The organism is Lutibacter sp. A64 (assembly GCF_022429565.1).
Lineage (GTDB): Bacteria > Bacteroidota > Bacteroidia > Flavobacteriales > Flavobacteriaceae > Lutibacter.
Map to the genome: position 1 here is coordinate 621,080 of NZ_CP092487.1, position 15,819 is coordinate 636,898.

General features: G+C 32.7%; 10 protein-coding genes. 7 read left to right on the forward strand and 3 right to left on the reverse strand.

The window, feature by feature from the left end:
• Positions 1–17 precede the first annotated feature (17 nt).
• Genes MKD41_RS02380 through MKD41_RS02390 form a run of 3 tightly spaced genes read left to right on the forward strand, consistent with a single transcriptional unit; the run spans position 18 to position 4,752 of the window.
• Positions 18–1,748 carry a SusE domain-containing protein gene (locus tag MKD41_RS02380; RefSeq protein ID WP_240243852.1) on the forward strand — a complete coding sequence of 577 codons (1,731 nt, stop codon included), beginning with the start codon at positions 18–20 and terminating at the stop codon, positions 1,746–1,748.
• Between the two features lie 49 nt (positions 1,749–1,797).
• Positions 1,798–3,252 carry a glycoside hydrolase family 30 protein gene (locus MKD41_RS02385; RefSeq protein WP_240243853.1) on the forward strand — a complete coding sequence of 485 codons (1,455 nt, stop codon included), beginning with the start codon at positions 1,798–1,800 and terminating at the stop codon, positions 3,250–3,252.
• A 21-nt stretch (positions 3,253–3,273) separates the two neighbouring features.
• Positions 3,274–4,752: a glycoside hydrolase family 30 protein gene (locus MKD41_RS02390; RefSeq protein ID WP_240243854.1), complete on the forward strand. Its 1,479-nt coding sequence runs from the start codon at positions 3,274–3,276 to the stop codon at positions 4,750–4,752.
• 866 nt (positions 4,753–5,618) lie between these two features.
• Here the strand turns inward: MKD41_RS02390 and MKD41_RS02395 are convergent.
• Positions 5,619–6,365 (reverse strand): arylesterase, encoded by a 747-nt coding sequence (locus MKD41_RS02395; RefSeq protein ID WP_240243855.1) that lies wholly within the window; start codon positions 6,363–6,365, stop codon positions 5,619–5,621.
• Positions 6,366–6,387: 22 nt separating this feature from the next.
• Here MKD41_RS02395 and MKD41_RS02400 point away from each other — a divergent pair, with 22 nt between their 5' ends.
• The 3 genes from MKD41_RS02400 to MKD41_RS02410 all read left to right on the forward strand — a co-directional run bounded on the left by MKD41_RS02400 (position 6,388) and on the right by MKD41_RS02410 (position 10,540).
• Complete coding sequence (locus MKD41_RS02400; protein ID WP_240243856.1) at positions 6,388–7,077, forward strand: ABC transporter ATP-binding protein; 690 nt, start codon at positions 6,388–6,390, stop codon at positions 7,075–7,077.
• Positions 7,078–7,121: 44 nt separating this feature from the next.
• A complete protein-coding gene (locus MKD41_RS02405) occupies positions 7,122–9,617 on the forward strand; it encodes an ABC transporter permease (RefSeq protein ID WP_240244992.1) in 2,496 nt (831 codons plus the stop codon).
• A gap of 122 nt (positions 9,618–9,739) precedes the next feature.
• Complete coding sequence (locus tag MKD41_RS02410) at positions 9,740–10,540, forward strand: aspartate dehydrogenase domain-containing protein (RefSeq protein ID WP_240243857.1); 801 nt, start codon at positions 9,740–9,742, stop codon at positions 10,538–10,540.
• On the opposite strand, the gene MKD41_RS02415 is transcribed toward MKD41_RS02410, so the two are convergent.
• Together MKD41_RS02415 and MKD41_RS02420 are read right to left on the reverse strand one after the other, a co-directional pair.
• The gene (locus tag MKD41_RS02415) at positions 10,527–11,438 is read right to left on the reverse strand and encodes an NAD(P)-dependent oxidoreductase (RefSeq protein ID WP_240243858.1); all 912 of its coding nucleotides are present in this window, start codon (positions 11,436–11,438) and stop codon (positions 10,527–10,529) included. The two genes, MKD41_RS02410 and MKD41_RS02415, sit on opposite strands and share 14 nt — an antisense overlap.
• 1,475 nt (positions 11,439–12,913) lie before the next feature.
• A protein-coding gene (locus MKD41_RS02420) for an IS3 family transposase (RefSeq protein ID WP_240241930.1) occupies positions 12,914–14,088 on the reverse strand; the annotation gives its coding sequence in 2 pieces (ribosomal slippage) (positions 12,914–13,839 and positions 13,839–14,088; 1,176 coding nt in all).
• A gap of 1,103 nt (positions 14,089–15,191) precedes the next feature.
• On the opposite strand from MKD41_RS02420, the gene MKD41_RS02425 reads away from it, so the two are divergent.
• The gene (locus tag MKD41_RS02425; RefSeq protein WP_240243859.1) at positions 15,192–15,761 is read left to right on the forward strand and encodes a hypothetical protein; all 570 of its coding nucleotides are present in this window, start codon (positions 15,192–15,194) and stop codon (positions 15,759–15,761) included.
• Positions 15,762–15,819 lie beyond the last annotated feature (58 nt).

Sequence of the window (15,819 nt, forward strand, 5' to 3'; positions counted from 1 at the left end):
CTAAAAAAACAATAAAAATGAAACATTTATATATAAAAATAGTTTTCTTATTAGCGGTGATATTTACTATTGGCGCTTGTGAAGAAGAGGATAATTTACAGTCTGAAGGACAATGGGAGCTTTCTACACCTTCAATAGTATCTCCTCAAAATGATGATAAAATTGTATTGGATGAAAACACTACAAATGAATTAATAACATTTACTTGGACACAGGCAACCTCGTCAGCAGGTTACGGAGTTTTTTATTCCGTGGTGATAGTAGATGGAGATAATCCAGACTATAACAATCCTATTATGGAAATTAAAGCTGAAAATGGTGGGAAAGATCTTTCAGCAACGGTATCGTATGGTAATTTAGATACTGCTTTATCTTTAGCGGGGTACGCAGCAAATACCAATGTAAATTTAACTTGGGCTGCTGTAGCACAAAGTTTGAGTAAACAAGAAATGAATACCAGTACTTTAATTGTAACTCGTTTTGAAAACGAAATTATTCCAACACAATTATTTTTATCGGGTACAGCAACAGAAAATGGTGATGATTTATCAAGTGCAATTCCATTGCGAAGATTGAATAATGCAGAAGGAAATTCTTCAAATAATTATGAAATTTACACAAGTTTAACCGCGGGAAATACCTTTATGTTTTACAGTGAACAATCGTTACCTGCTCATAAATATGGAGGCTTTGAAGGAAACCTTGTGAAAAATGGAGATCCAATAAGTGTTGCTGAAGATGGTCAATATAGAATATCTGTAGACTTGGATAACAATACTTATTCTTTATTGAAAATTGATAGATGGAGTGTTGTTGGTAGTCCAATAATTAACAATTGGGGAGGTGATGAGCCCCTAGAGTATATTGGTGGAGGTGTATGGCAAGCTGCAATAGAATTTGTGGATACTGGTGGATTTTTATTTAGAGCAAATGGAGATTGGAGTTACTTATTGAAACGTGTTGTAGGTACTACCAATGAAGTGATTATGGAATCAGAAGCGAGTAGCCAAGGTTTATCTTATGAAGATATTCCTTCCGAAGAAAAAGGGACAATGATTGTAACGTTAGATTTATCATCAAATGCATATACCTATAGTATTGAAAAAGATCCAAATGCCGCAGAGCCAATTGAAACACCAGAAACATTATTCTTGTTTGTTAATAATACCATGATTGAAGAGCTCACTAAAGATGGTGATGTTTTTAAAACAACTAATTATTTAGCATTGCAAACAAGTGATGTTGTAACTTTAAATTCAGCATCTGATGGTTCAGGAAATGGATATACTATTTATTCTAGTATTGGAGCAACAGATACTCCTAATGATACTAAAGTAACTGTAAATGCAAATATAAGTGCTGGTAGTGATGGAATTGCAGTTGAAAGAGATCAAGCTTATGCATTTAGTATTGATTTTTCAAATGCTAAATTATCTTGGAGTTATTACAATATTACATTGTATCAATGGGATGAAATAAATCAAAAATGGGATGATAGAGACGAATATTTAATGACCTATGTTCACCCATATAAATTTACGACTTCAGCAAGCCTAAAAGCTAATTTTGATATGAAATTCTTCTCTCCTTGGGATAATGATTTTGGAGCAGATGACCCAAGTGCATTAAGTGGATCAATGACAAATCACGGTGGTTCTAATTTTAGAAACATAATTACAGATGGTACATACAATGTTTCAATTGAAATTTCAAATGACTATTTGACTGGAACATATAGTTTTGAATAATAATTAACACAAAACCAGCAGTATTCGCTGCTGGTTTAAATTTTAAAATATGAAAAATAAATTTATTAAACTGATAAAAGTTCTCATTATTGTTATTGCTTGTATTGGAATTCAAGTAGGGTGTCAGAGCTGCCAAAAGGAAAATAATGAAACTCATATACCGCCTCCAGTAATAGAGCCTATAAATGTAGAATTTTACCTAACAAAAGCAGATCAATCTATTTTGTTTACAAAACAGTCCTCTGGAATTTCAGCATATAATGAAAATAGTTATGCAACTATTAACGTTACGCCTTCAATTGAATACCAAGAAATAGATGGTTTTGGATATACTTTAACGGGAGGTAGCGCATTGCATATTAATAATATGTCATCATCAACAAGAGCAAATTTATTAAATGAACTCTTTAGATATGATGAAAATAATATTGGTGTAAGTTATTTAAGAATAAGTATTGGTGCTTCAGACTTAGATGCGGCTCCTTTTTCATACAATGATTTACCTGCTGGTGAAACCGATATTGAAATGGCTAAATTTTCTATTAATGAAGATCGAAAAAATTTAATACCTGTTTTAAAGGAAATTTTAACGATTAACCCTACTATTAAAATTATGGGCTCACCTTGGTCTCCTCCAACTTGGATGAAAACCAATCAAAATTCAAAAGGAGGTAGTTTAAAACCTGAATATTATGATGCTTATGCAACTTATTTTGTAAAATATATTCAAGCAATGGCAGCTGAAGGTATTGCCATAGATGCTATAACTGTTCAAAATGAACCTTTACATCCTGGTAATAATCCAAGCCTTTTAATGGAGGCTGTTGATCAAGCAGATTTTATAAAAAATCACTTAGGACCTACTTTTGAAACAGCAGGGATTACCACTAAAATAATAATTTACGATCATAATGCTGATAGAACCGATTATCCTATTTCTATTTTAAATGATATAGATGCTAAAAAATATATTGATGGTTCAGCTTTTCATTTATACGGAGGAAATATTAGCGATTTAAGTAAAGTTCAAACTGCACACCCTGATAAAAACCTATATTTTACAGAACAATGGGTAGGCGCAAATGAGAATTTTGAAGACAATTTAAAATGGCACACTAGAGAACTAATTATTGGTGCTACACGAAATTGGTGTAAAACAGTGTTAGAGTGGAATTTGGCAGCTGACTCAAATTTAGAGCCGCATACCGATGGAGGATGTACAGAGTGTTTAGGAGCTTTAACCATAGATGGAAATACAGTGACTAAAAATGTGGCATACTATATTATTGCGCACGCATCTAAATTTGTTAGACCTGGATCTATTAGAATAAATTCAAACTACATTTCTGAATTGCCAAATGTAGCTTTTAAAACACCTAATGGAGAAATTGTTGTAATTGTATTAAACAATACAGGTGTACAAAAAACTTTTAATATAAATGCGGAAGATGAAGCCATAACAACCACATTAGACGCCGGTTCAGTTGGAACCTATATCTGGTAATAATTTATAAAACTAAATAAAATGACCTATAAATATTTAATACTCTTTTTCGCAGTAGTTACAATTGCTTCTTGTTCAAAAAAAACCGTAAAAGAAACAGCAGTAAATAATGCGCCTATAATAGAAGAAACCCCTTTATTAAAAGATGAAGTTGAAGTATTTTCAACAGTTAAAGATAGTGACTTAAAGCTAACTTTAACAGGGAACTATAAATTTGAAGCTGCTATTCAACCTTTAGAAACTGAAGTTGCAATTTTTGTAAATCCAGAAAAAACCTTTCAAACAATGTTAGGTATAGGAGGGGCAATTACAGATGCTTCAGCGGTTGTTTTTTCAAAATTAGCAAAAGATAAACAAGAGGAATTTATTCAAGCATATTATAGTGATGAAGGAATTGGATATACTATTATAAGAACCAGCATTCATAGCTCTGATTTTAGTCCTGAAAGCTTTACTTATATTGAAGAAGGAGATGCTGAATTAATAACTTTTTCAATTGAAAGAGATAAACAATTTAGAATTCCTTTGATAAAAAAAGCAATTAATGTTATAGGTAATGATGTTGTTTTTTACGCTTCACCTTGGAGTCCTCCTCCTTTTATGAAAGGGCGAAAAGATATGTTACAAGGAGGTAAATTACTTCCTGAATTTCAACAATCTTGGGCAAATTATTATACAAAATTCATAAAAGCATATGAAGCTGAAGGAATCCCAGTTTGGGGTGTAACTATTCAAAATGAACCAATGGCTGTTCAACGTTGGGAATCTTGTATTTACACCGCAGAAGAAGAACGTGATTTTTTAAAAAATTATTTAGGACCTACTTTTGAAAGAGAGGGTTATGGAGATAAAAACATTGTAGTTTGGGATCATAATCGCGATTTAATTTCTCATAGAGCTAATGTTATTTTTGATGATCCAGAAGCTGCTAAATATGCTTGGGGAATTGGGTTTCATTGGTATGAAACTTGGACTGGAGCGGAACCAAATTACAAGAATTTGCAAAACATTAATGATTCTTTTCCTACTAAAAATTTATTGTTTACAGAAGGGTGTCAAGAAGCTTTTGATGCTAATGATTACCAACGTTGGTCTAATGCAGAACGCTATGGAAATTCTATGATTAACGATTTTAATAATGGAACTGTAGGTTGGACAGATTGGAATGTTTTATTAGATGAAACTGGAGGTCCAAATCACGTTCAAAATTTTTGTTTTGCACCAATTCACGCCGATACACAAACAGGGGAATTAATTTATACACCTTCATATTATTATATTGGTCATTTTTCAAAATTTATTAAACCTGGGGCAAAAAGAGTGAGTACAACTTCAAGTAGAAGTACTTTAGAAAGTACTACTTTTTTAAATGAAAATGGAACAATGGCAACAGTAGTTATGAATAGAACAGCAAATGAAATTTTATATAAATTAATTGTTAATGAAAAGGAAGTTTCTTTAAAAATTCCAGCTCATGCGATGCAAACAATTACTTATTAAATAACATAAGTCTATGATAATACATCTCTAGTTCTAGGATTACCTCATTTTATAGTTTATGCAGTATTAATATAAGGCATAGACTTATGGGGTTCTCAATATAAAAAAGGTTATGAGAAAAATGTTGAAGATTATTTTTTGGTAAGTAAAAGTTTACATTGGGATAGGATTTAATAATATTATCAACAATTAAAAAGAATAAAACCCAATAACAATAGTAACCATTACATAAAGTACTAAAAACCCCTTTTTAAGGGGGGGTGTTTTTATAAAATTAATTATTTTTTACAACTAATTAAATGACAAACTAAATTAATAGCGTACCGTCATTGCGGGATGGAGCGTAAAGAAAATGTTCAGTGAACATTTTCTTAACCCTCCATCCTCTTTGGCTTTCTCCCGTTGCTTCACTTCTTTAGATTGCTACTTAAATTCTCATAGGACGTTTTTAAATTCGTCATTGCGAGTGAAATGCAATGGAACGCGGCAATCTGTTGTTATTTATCTAAATTTTGTTTAATTGTTCAACACGTTGCTTCTGAAAAACTACAAAGTTGATTAAAAACTTCATCAAAATTATAACTATTATTCAAAAGATTGTCGCGGTTGTACCTTCCTCGCAATGACGTTAGTCTTTAAACTTTTCAACTAATTCCTAGGTTGCTTCATAAGATCCTGAAATCGAGTTCAGGATAACGTTGCGTTCAAACTTTCAACTTTCCAACTCTAAAAAAGCTTCGACTTTGCTTAGTAGCTGTTAGGAATGACATTACAGCGTAAAAAAACCTAACAGGTTTCTAAAACCTGTTAGGTTTAGCACCTATTTTAATTTTGAAGTATTGTAATTCTAAATTAAATATAAAATATTAAGTTCTAATAACACCCTCTAAAACAGCCCAAACATTTTTTGCTAATATTTTATGTCCCTCAACGGTTGGATGAATACCGTCTGCTTGGTTTAATTCAGGAATGCCACCAACATCTTTCAATAAAAAAGGAATTAAATCCAAGTTGTTTTTTTGAGCCAATTCAGGAAATATGGTTTTGAATTCGTTTGTATATGCTTCACCCATATTTGGAGGCAATTGCATACCTGCTAAAATAATTTTAGTTGCTGTATTTTTCTCTAAAACAGCATCTATTATTGCTTGTAAATTTGCTCTTGTTTCATTTAAAGGAACACCTCTTAATCCGTCATTTGCCCCTAATTCCAACACAAAAACATCAATTTTCTGATTTAAAACCCAATTTATTCTACCTTTTCCACCAGCGGTAGTTTCGCCACTAACACCAGAATTAATAACGGTATAGCCCAAAGAAAGTGAATCTATAGTTGTTTGAATTAGCGCAGGGTAGGCATCATTTACATCATCCAAACCATAACCAGCAGTTAAGCTATCTCCAAAAATTAAAATAGTTTTTGAAGTGGATTTTTCTGTTGTACTAGCTTCCGTTTTAGCAGGTGTTGTTTCAACCGATGTTTCTTTTTTAGAAGTTTCAGATTCACAAGAAAGCAATAGTATAAAAAATAAAAAATAACAAAACTTTAAGAAAATCTTATCGCTACTAGCACTTAAATTAAATCTCAATTGAGTATTTTTCCGTTTCATCATTTTTTTTAGAAGTATAAATATTATGACAAAGATATTAAAGATTAACGAACTAGAGAAAACATATATAAGTGGTTCAAAAAAATTAACAGTATTAAAAGATATTTCTTTTGAAGTTGAAGCGGGAAGTATTTTTTCTATAGTTGGTCCTTCGGGAAGCGGCAAAACCACTTTATTAGGTCTATGTGCTGGTTTAGATCATCCAAGTTCTGGTATTATTGAATTGTGTGGACAAAATCTACAAGATTTAGATGAAGATGATCGTGCAAAATTACGCAATAAAGAAGTGGGATTTATATTTCAAAATTTTCAACTATTACCAACACTTACAGCATTAGAAAATGTAATTGTTCCGTTAGAATTACAAGGTGAAAAAAATGCCACCAGGGTAGGAAAGGAGCTGTTGCAAAAAGTGGGGTTAGAAAATAGACTTCATCATTATCCATCGCAATTGTCTGGTGGAGAGCAACAACGTGTAGCATTGGCGAGAGCTTTTTCAAACAAACCTTCTATTTTATTTGCTGATGAACCTACGGGGAATTTAGATGAAGAAACAGGCGAAAAAGTTATTCAATTATTGTTTCAATTAAATAAAGAAGCAGGTACAACCTTGGTTATTATAACTCACGATTTAGACTTAGCAAATAGAACGCAACAAATAGTACGTTTAAAAGGAGGGAAAATAATGTCGAACGAAAAAACAATGGCAGTTTAATGACGAATTCTTCTTCAAAAGCAGCGGTACAATGGCTGTTTAAAATGGCTTGGCGCGATGGAAAAGCGAGTATTTCTAGGTTGCTATTATTTATGGCGTCTATTATTTTAGGAATTGCAGCTGTAGTTTCCATTCAATTATTTAGCGAAAATTTAAAACAAAACATTAAAAATCAGTCGAAAGCTTTAATGGGTGCTGATTTTATTATTGATAGCAGGCAACTTCCATCAAGTAAGGTACAAGCAATTATAGATTCTTTAAATGTAGCAGCTTCCGAAGTAAATTTTGTTTCAATGGCGGCATTTCCAAAAAATGAAGGCACAAAATTAGTAAAAGTGCGTGCTATAGAAGGTAATTTCCCTTTTTATGGAGTCTTAGATACTGAACCTGTAAGTGCTGCTCAAAATTATCAAGAATTGGGTGGCGCATTGGTTGATGCCACATTAATGTTGCAATTTAATTTAAAACCTGGGGATTCTATTAAATTAGGAAAGCTAACGTTTCCAATATTAGGCGCGTTAAAATCTGTTCCAGGAAGTACAGCTGTTTCAGCGTCTGTAGCGCCACCTGTTTTAATTCCTTTTCGTTTTATTGATAAAACAGAACTACTACAGTTAGGAAGTAGAAAAGAGTACCAATATTTTTTTGTAGCTCCAGAAACAATGGATCTAGAAGCCTTAGATAAAAAAATAGATCCTATTTTAGATGATGAAAACGCAGATTTAGACACACATACAAGTACCAGTCAACGCTTAGGAAGAAGGTACGATAACGTAGGTAAGTTTTTAAATTTAGCAGCTTTTATAGCACTTTTATTGGGTTGCGTTGGTATTGCTAGTTCCGTACATATTTATATTAAAGAAAAATTAAAAAATGTAGCAGTACTAAAATGTATTGGTGCTACTAGAAAACAATCGTTTTTTATCTACTTAATTCAAATTGCAGGAATTGGACTTGTAGGTGGAATTCTAGGTTCAGTCATTGGAACTGGCTTGCAATACGCTTTTCCATATATTTTACAAGGGTTTTTACCTTTTGATGTGCAAATTTCAATTTCAGCACAGCCATTAATTATGGGAATTACCTTGGGTATTTTAATGTCCGTTTTATTTGCCTTGTTACCATTATTAGGTACATGGTATGTTTCTCCGTTGGAAGTATTAAGAGGTACTGATGAAGATTTAGTAAAACCTAGAAAAGCACGATTATTTACATTGGCTGCAATTCTATTGTTTGTCTTTTTATTTTCATTTTGGTTGTTAAAAAATGCGCTATTTGGATTGTTTTTTACGGTCGGAATTTTAGTCACATTTTCTATAATGGCGGGTGTTGCAAGTGTATGTATGCAATTAATAAAAAAGTACTTTCCTAGTAATTGGGGTTTTACAGAGCGTCAGAGTTTGTTAAATTTATTTCGACCAAATAACCAAACAATGGTATTGATTTTAGCCATTGGTTTAGGAACTTTTTTAATAAGCACCTTGTATTTTACAAAAGATATTTTGTTGGCAAAAACATCTATAGAAAACAATGCTGAAAGCGCAAATATTATTTTGATGGACGTACAAACGGAGCAAAAAGAAGCTGTTGTAAATACTGTAGTTCCGAAGGGTTTAGAAATTATAGATAATATTCCAATTGTAACTATGCGCATGCATAAAATTAAAGATAAATTGGTAAATGATATTCGCAAGGATACAACTTTAAGAATGAATCGTTGGATTTTAAATCACGAGTTTAGGGTAACGTACAGAGATTCTTTATTAGATTCAGAAGAATTGATAGCAGGTACTTGGACGGAATCAATAGTACAAGGAGAACCGATTAAAATTTCAATCTCAGATAATATTGCTGAAGATGCCAACTTAGCTATAGGAGATTCAGTGGTTTTTAATGTGCAAGGCGTTCTAATGGAAACGATTATTGGAAGTATTCGGAAAGTAGATTGGGGGCGTATGCAACTTAATTTTTCAGTGGTTTTTCCAACGGGTGTTTTAGAAAATGCGCCACAGTTTAACGTGTTAACTACTCATGTGCCTAATGAAGCTGTTTCAGCAGATTTACAACGCGATTTAGTCCAAAAATTTCCAAATATTTCGGTGTTAGATTTACGTCAGGTTTATTCTATTATTGAAGACATTCTATCTAAAATATCATGGATTATTAATTTTATGGCATTTTTTAGCATTCTTACAGGAATTATTGTTTTAATTGGTTCGGTTAGAAATAGTAAATACCAGCGTATTAAAGAAAGTGTATTGCTTAGAACTCTAGGGGCAAAAAGTAAGCAAATAGTACGTATTACAGCTTTAGAATATGTGTATTTAGGATTGTTGGGAAGTCTTGTTGGAATTGTCTTATCCTTAATTAGCAGTCAATTATTGGCAACATTATTATTTAAAGAATCCTTTATGCCTTCAGTCATTCCTTTTTTAATATTTCTTCCAGGAATTACAGTGTTGGTTTTAATAATTGGCTTGAGTAATATTAGAACAGTTTTAAAAAGTCCTCCCTTAGAAGTATTGAGAAAAGAAGTGTAAAGTAGTAGGTTTAATTGTTAGGTTGTTGAGCTAAGTCCTTCTTTTTAAGATTGGTTTATTTCGGTTTTTCATCTTGTTTGTAATTTTAGAAAATCTGATTAAATATGCTTATGTTTGCGTGTATGAAAACACATACATTTGCCATTGCAGGCTGCGGAAAATTGGCCCACATTGTTGTGGATGCCTTATTAAAAGATTTATTACCAAACTATAAATTAATTGCTAGTTACTCAAGAACTTATGAGAAAGCTAAAGAGATTTCTAGTAAGATAGATGCTTCAAAAACTGGGTATTCTTGTAAAGCATGTAGTAGTTTTAAAGAATTGCTAGCGCTTAAACCAGATTATATTGTTGAAACTGCATCGCCATCAGCATTTAAAGAGTGGGTGTTACCTGCTTTAAAAAATGGTTCGTCCATTATAACACTGTCTATTGGTGGACTTGCAGATGCAACATTTTATAAAAAAGTAGCGCAAACAGCTTTAGAAAATAATACACGTGTACATTTAGCTTCGGGTGCTATTGGAGGTTTTGATATGTTAAGAACTGTATCTCTAATGGAAGAAAGTGAAGTTACTTTTACTACTAAAAAAGGTCCAAACTCTTTAAAAAACACTGAAGTGTACGATGCTAGTTTACAAACCGAAACGCGCGAAGTTTTTAAAGGAGATGCTAAAGAAGCAATTGCGCTTTTTCCAACACGAGTTAATGTATCCGTTGCTGCTGCATTAGCCTCTGTAGGTCCTGAAAATTTAAAGGTTTCTATAAATTCAATTCCAAATTTTATGGGCGATGATCATCGTATTGAAATAAAAAGCCAGCAAATTCATGCAGTTGTTGATGTGTATAGCAAAACTGCACAAATTGCTGGTTGGAGTGTAGTAAATACAATGCGAAATATAGTTTCGCCTATTGTTTTTTAAAATAGTTAGTGATATTTGCCAACACTTTTTCGCTTAAACGTACAAAAGCTTGTTGGGTTCTACCAGTTGAAACTTGTAAACAATTTACGTTGGGGTGTTTTAAAATGGATGCATTTCCTAACGCCCCAAGCGTATCACAATAAACAGCGTTATCACCTTTGTACCATTTTTCAAAAGGTGCAGCATCCCAAGCAGGAGACAAGCCTGTATTGAATAAAATTTTACGATTTCCTAAATGTTCAAATTCTTCCTCATGTAATAAAATTGTATTTTTATTTAAGCAACATATAATTACTTCATTTTCAGAAAGTAATTGTTTTAAAGGTAAAAAACGATAACCTTTTGCTGTTGCAGCTTCTTTTTCGCTACGAGCAAAATAACTGATTTCTGCACCTAAAAAACGCAAAGCATCAGCAATCATACCTCCTGATTTACCAAGTCCAACAATACCAACTTTAAGTCCCGTAATTTCACGAGGAATAGTACTCCAAGGTTTTCTTATACTACCATCGGATTTATGACCAATGCCATGTAAGCAGCGTACTAACTCACTTATTACATATTCTACAACACCCTCATCACCATAATCTCGTACTCCTTTTACTATAATACCTTTAGAATTGGCATACAAAATATCTACATTGGCGCTTTCAGGTGAATATAAAGAGCAACACATACCAATGTATTTTATATTTGGACATTGTTCTAAAATATCGCGACCTAAATTTGATCGGTGACTTAATAAAACACCATCTGCATCTCCAATGCGTTTTACAATTTCTGCTGCACTAGAAGGTTGATCTTCATGTAAAATAAGTGTTTCTGTAAAAGATTCTAATTTTTTATTTGCCGAAGAAATTAATTCTAATGGCTCTATTCCTACAAGTTTTTTAAACATAGTTTATTTTTTTAATTTTTAAAAATATTATTCCTGCCATAAGTTTTCATGAACTGAAAACTCAGGCAAAATTCATTTTGTAACGTATAATTTAGTTGAATTGGTGTTATTTAATAAGAGAAATTTTTAATGTAGATTTTTTTAAAAATAATGTTTTAATTAAAAGTTAAAGGTACTTAATTTTATAGTCATTTAAAAGTTTAGAAGTTGGTTTTTTGGCAACCGTCATCCCGAACTTGTTTAGCTACGCTGAATCTTCGATTTCAGGATCTCATGAACTTAACTAAATGATGATTGGGGTTCTTTAGTGGCAGCTACTGAAACCGTAGGTTCACGAACTCTTTAGTATAAAATAAAAAGGAATAGTGAGTAACTAAATTCAGCATGACGGTTATATTTTGATTGAGGATTTTAAGCAACAGATTGCCGCAGTTGTGTTTTCATTGCATTACAACACGCCCTCGCAATGACGGGTTTTAAAGAACGTCATCCTAAACCTCTCGTCATCCCGAACTTGGTTACTCACTATTCATTATTATTTTATAAAAAAGTGTTCGTGAATCTTCGATTTCGGGATCTTATGATTATAGTTAAAATGCTTAAACATTTTTTATTTTATCTTATTTTTCATTTTTTCCATCGATGAAAAAACGAAACAAAAAAATCTAGTCTGATGATAATTTAATTGAATCTTACGGAAGTTACGCAGTCGACGCCAGACCGCTGCGCTATTTGGCTTACTCTCGTTGCTCCACTTCCTTAGATTGCTACTTAAATTCTCATAGGACGTTTTACAATATAATTAGCTTTTGACTTTTATTGTAACAGATGCTGAACTAAATTCAGCATGACGTGTTATAGTATAATCGTTAATCAAAACGTCATTGCGAGGGAGGTACAACCGCGGCAATCTCATAATATTTAGTTAGTATGTTAGTTAATAGCAAGTCGTCATCCTGAACTTGATTCAGGATCTCATGAACTTAACTAAATGATGATTGGGGTTCTTTAGTGGTAGATGCTGAAACGAGTTCAGCATGACGGTTATATATTGATTGAGGTCTTAAGCAACAGATTGCCGCGGTTGTGTTTTCATTGCATTACAACACGCCCTCGCAATGACGGGTTTTAAAGAACGTCATCCTGAACTTGATTCAGGATCTCATGAACTTAACTAAATGATGATTGGGGTTCTTTAGGGGCAGATGCTGAAACGAGTTCAGCATGACGGTTATATATTGATTGAGGTCTTAAGCAACAGATTGCCGCAGTTGTGTTTTCATTGCATTACAACACGCCCTCGCAATGACGGAATACACTTTACTTCGTCATTGCGGGATGGAACGTGAAGAAAATGTTCACTGAACATTTTTAGTAATCAGGTCAGCCGGCGCCAGGGAAAAGCGACCGCGGTAATTTCTTGAACTTAACTAAATGATTATTGGTATGATATTCCTACAAAAAAGATTACATTTTTAAGCGGCTCGTTTAGTTTTGATATTTTTTAATATTATTTCCATTTCTAGAGGAGTTAAATAGTCTAAAGACTGATGTATTCTTTTAGTATTATACCAATGAATATAACTATCTATTTGACTATATGCCTGGATAAAGGTTTTGAATGATCTTCTGTAAATTAATTCGCATTTAATTGTTTTAAAAAATGATTCAGCTACTGCATTATCCCAACAATTACCTTTTCTACTCATACTTTGATTTATCTTTTTATTATGCCTAAAAATAGCAGTCATTTTACCTGACGCATATTGAACCCCTCTATCAGAATGAAAAATAAAATCATCTGAAATGGGTCTGTTTTTTCTAGCTCTTGCCCAGGCTTTATAAACTGTATTTTCTACAGTCATATCATTGCTTAAAGACCATCCAACAATCTTTCTATCAGCTAAATCTATCATAGTAGTTAAATAAATCCATTTGTCTTTACATCGAATGTAGGTAATATCAGAAACCCAAACCTTACCAAGTTCTTTTATGTTGAAATTCCTATTCAATATATTAGGACTGATGTTATAATTATGATTAGAATTCGTTGTAACTACATATTTTCTTTTAGATTGGCTTCTAATTCCCATTTGCTGCATAAGTCTTGAAATATACGATGGATGATAATGATATCCCGCTCTAGCTAAGGTTTTAGTGATTTTATAACTACCATATACTTTACGATTTGTTTTCCATATTTGATAAATTTTCGCTTTAAGTATTCTTGTTTTAGAGACTCTGATAATACTACTATTTCTTAGCCATTGATAATAAGAATTTCTACTAATTTTTAAAAGTTTACACATCTTCTCAACAGGATAGTTGGTACTGTGTTTATTTATAAACCTGTACTTTACCTGTCGTTCTTGGAGAAGATGCTCACCGCCTTTTTTAAGATATCCCTCTCCATCTCAGCATCTCTAAGACGCCTTTTCAATTCTCGAATCTCTTTTTCTTCTGGTGTTAAGCTCGGAGTTCCTGAACCTGTAAAAGATTCTCGGTTTGATAAATAGGATCTTTTCCAACTGCGTATACTTGCAGAATGGACACCATATTCTTTCCCCAAATCTTCTGCACTCTGACCTGAGAGCATTAATTCTACTAACATAATCTTAAATTCCTTGTCGTACCTTTTTGTTTTACTCATAATTCAAATATATTAATTTATGAGCCGTTTTAACTGTAACTATAAATGTAGGTATTCCAGTATTTCATTTCACTTGTTCATTTTTACTCATTCCTTAATTATTTGTTATTGTATTCGTGATGTACTACGCAGTTCCATTGATGAAAAACGAAATCGACGATAGGAGATTCACGAACTCCAAATAAATAATAAGGCAGGCGTGAGCTAACCAAAAAATCTAGTCTGATGATAATTTAATTGAATCTTACGGAAGTTACGCAGTCGACGCCAGACTCCGGGCGCCAGCTGGCCCATTCTCTAAAAATGTTTACTAAACATTTTTTTAACGCTCTGTCCTCTTTGGCTTACTCTCGTTGCTCCACTTCCTTAGATTGCTACTTAAATTCTCATAGGACGTTTTACAATATAATTAGCTTTTGACTTTTATTGTAACAGATGCTGAACTAAATTCAGCATGACGTGTTATAGTATAATCGTTAATCAAAACGTCATTGCGAGGAAGGTACGACCGCGGCAATCTCTTAATATTTAGTTAGTATGTTAGTTAATAGCAAGTCGTCATCCCGAACTTGGTTCGGGATCTCATGAACTTAACTAAATGATGATTGGGGTTCTTTAGAAACAGATGCTGAAACCGTAGGTTCACGAACTCTTTAGTATAAAATAAAAAGGAATAGTGAGTAACTAAATTCAGCATGACGGGGTTATTTTGATTGAGGTCTTAAGCAACAGATTGCAGCAGTTGTGTTTTCATTGCATTACAACACGCCCTCGCAATGACGGAATACACTTTACTTCGTCATTGCGAGGGAGGTACGACCGCGGCAATCTTTTGAACTTAACTAAATGATGATTGAGGTTTCTAGATACAGATTGCCGCAGTTGTGTTTTCATTGCATTACAACACGCCCTCGCAATGACGGGTTTTAAAGTAACGTCATCCCGAACTTAGCTAAATGATGCTTGAGTTTTTTAAGTAACAGATATCTTGATTGCTATGCTAGGAGTAATAACAAGTTAGATTAAAATTGATTATTAAAAGTTGTTTAAAAAGGAGTATTTTTTTTTAGTTATCTTTGTTAAAAGCTAAACAAAACAATATAATGAGATTAAAACGTGTCGTATTTTTAATAATTATACTTTCTTTTTTACAAAGTACTGGTCAAGAAATTGAACCAGCTATTGCTTTTTGGAATACATTAAAATCGCATTGTGGTAATGCATATGAAGGAACTCTTATAAGTCCAGAAAAAGATGAGAATTTTGGAGGGAAAAGATTGGTAATGCACGTAAAGTCTTGTACAGAAAATAAAATAAAAATCCCTTTTTATGTAGGAGAAAATAAATCCAGAACTTGGATTTTAACTATAAATGATGGTGTTATTACCTTAAAACACGATCATCGTCATAAAGATGGAACTATGGAAACAGTTAATTTTTATGGAGGTACTTCAACAAATAAAGGAAAAGCAGACATTCAATTTTTTCCAGCAGATGCGCATACGCAAGCACAGCTACCTGAAGCAGCAACTAATATCTGGTGGATTACCTTAAACGATAAAACTTTTACGTATAATTTACGTCGTTTAGGAACAGATCGTGTTTTTAAAATTGCTATGGACCTTACAAAACCTATTGAAACCCCAGAAGCACCTTGGGGCTGGAAGGATTAAATACTGTAAAGTATGATATTTATTATGTGTTAAATCATCCATTTATTTTAAATTCGAA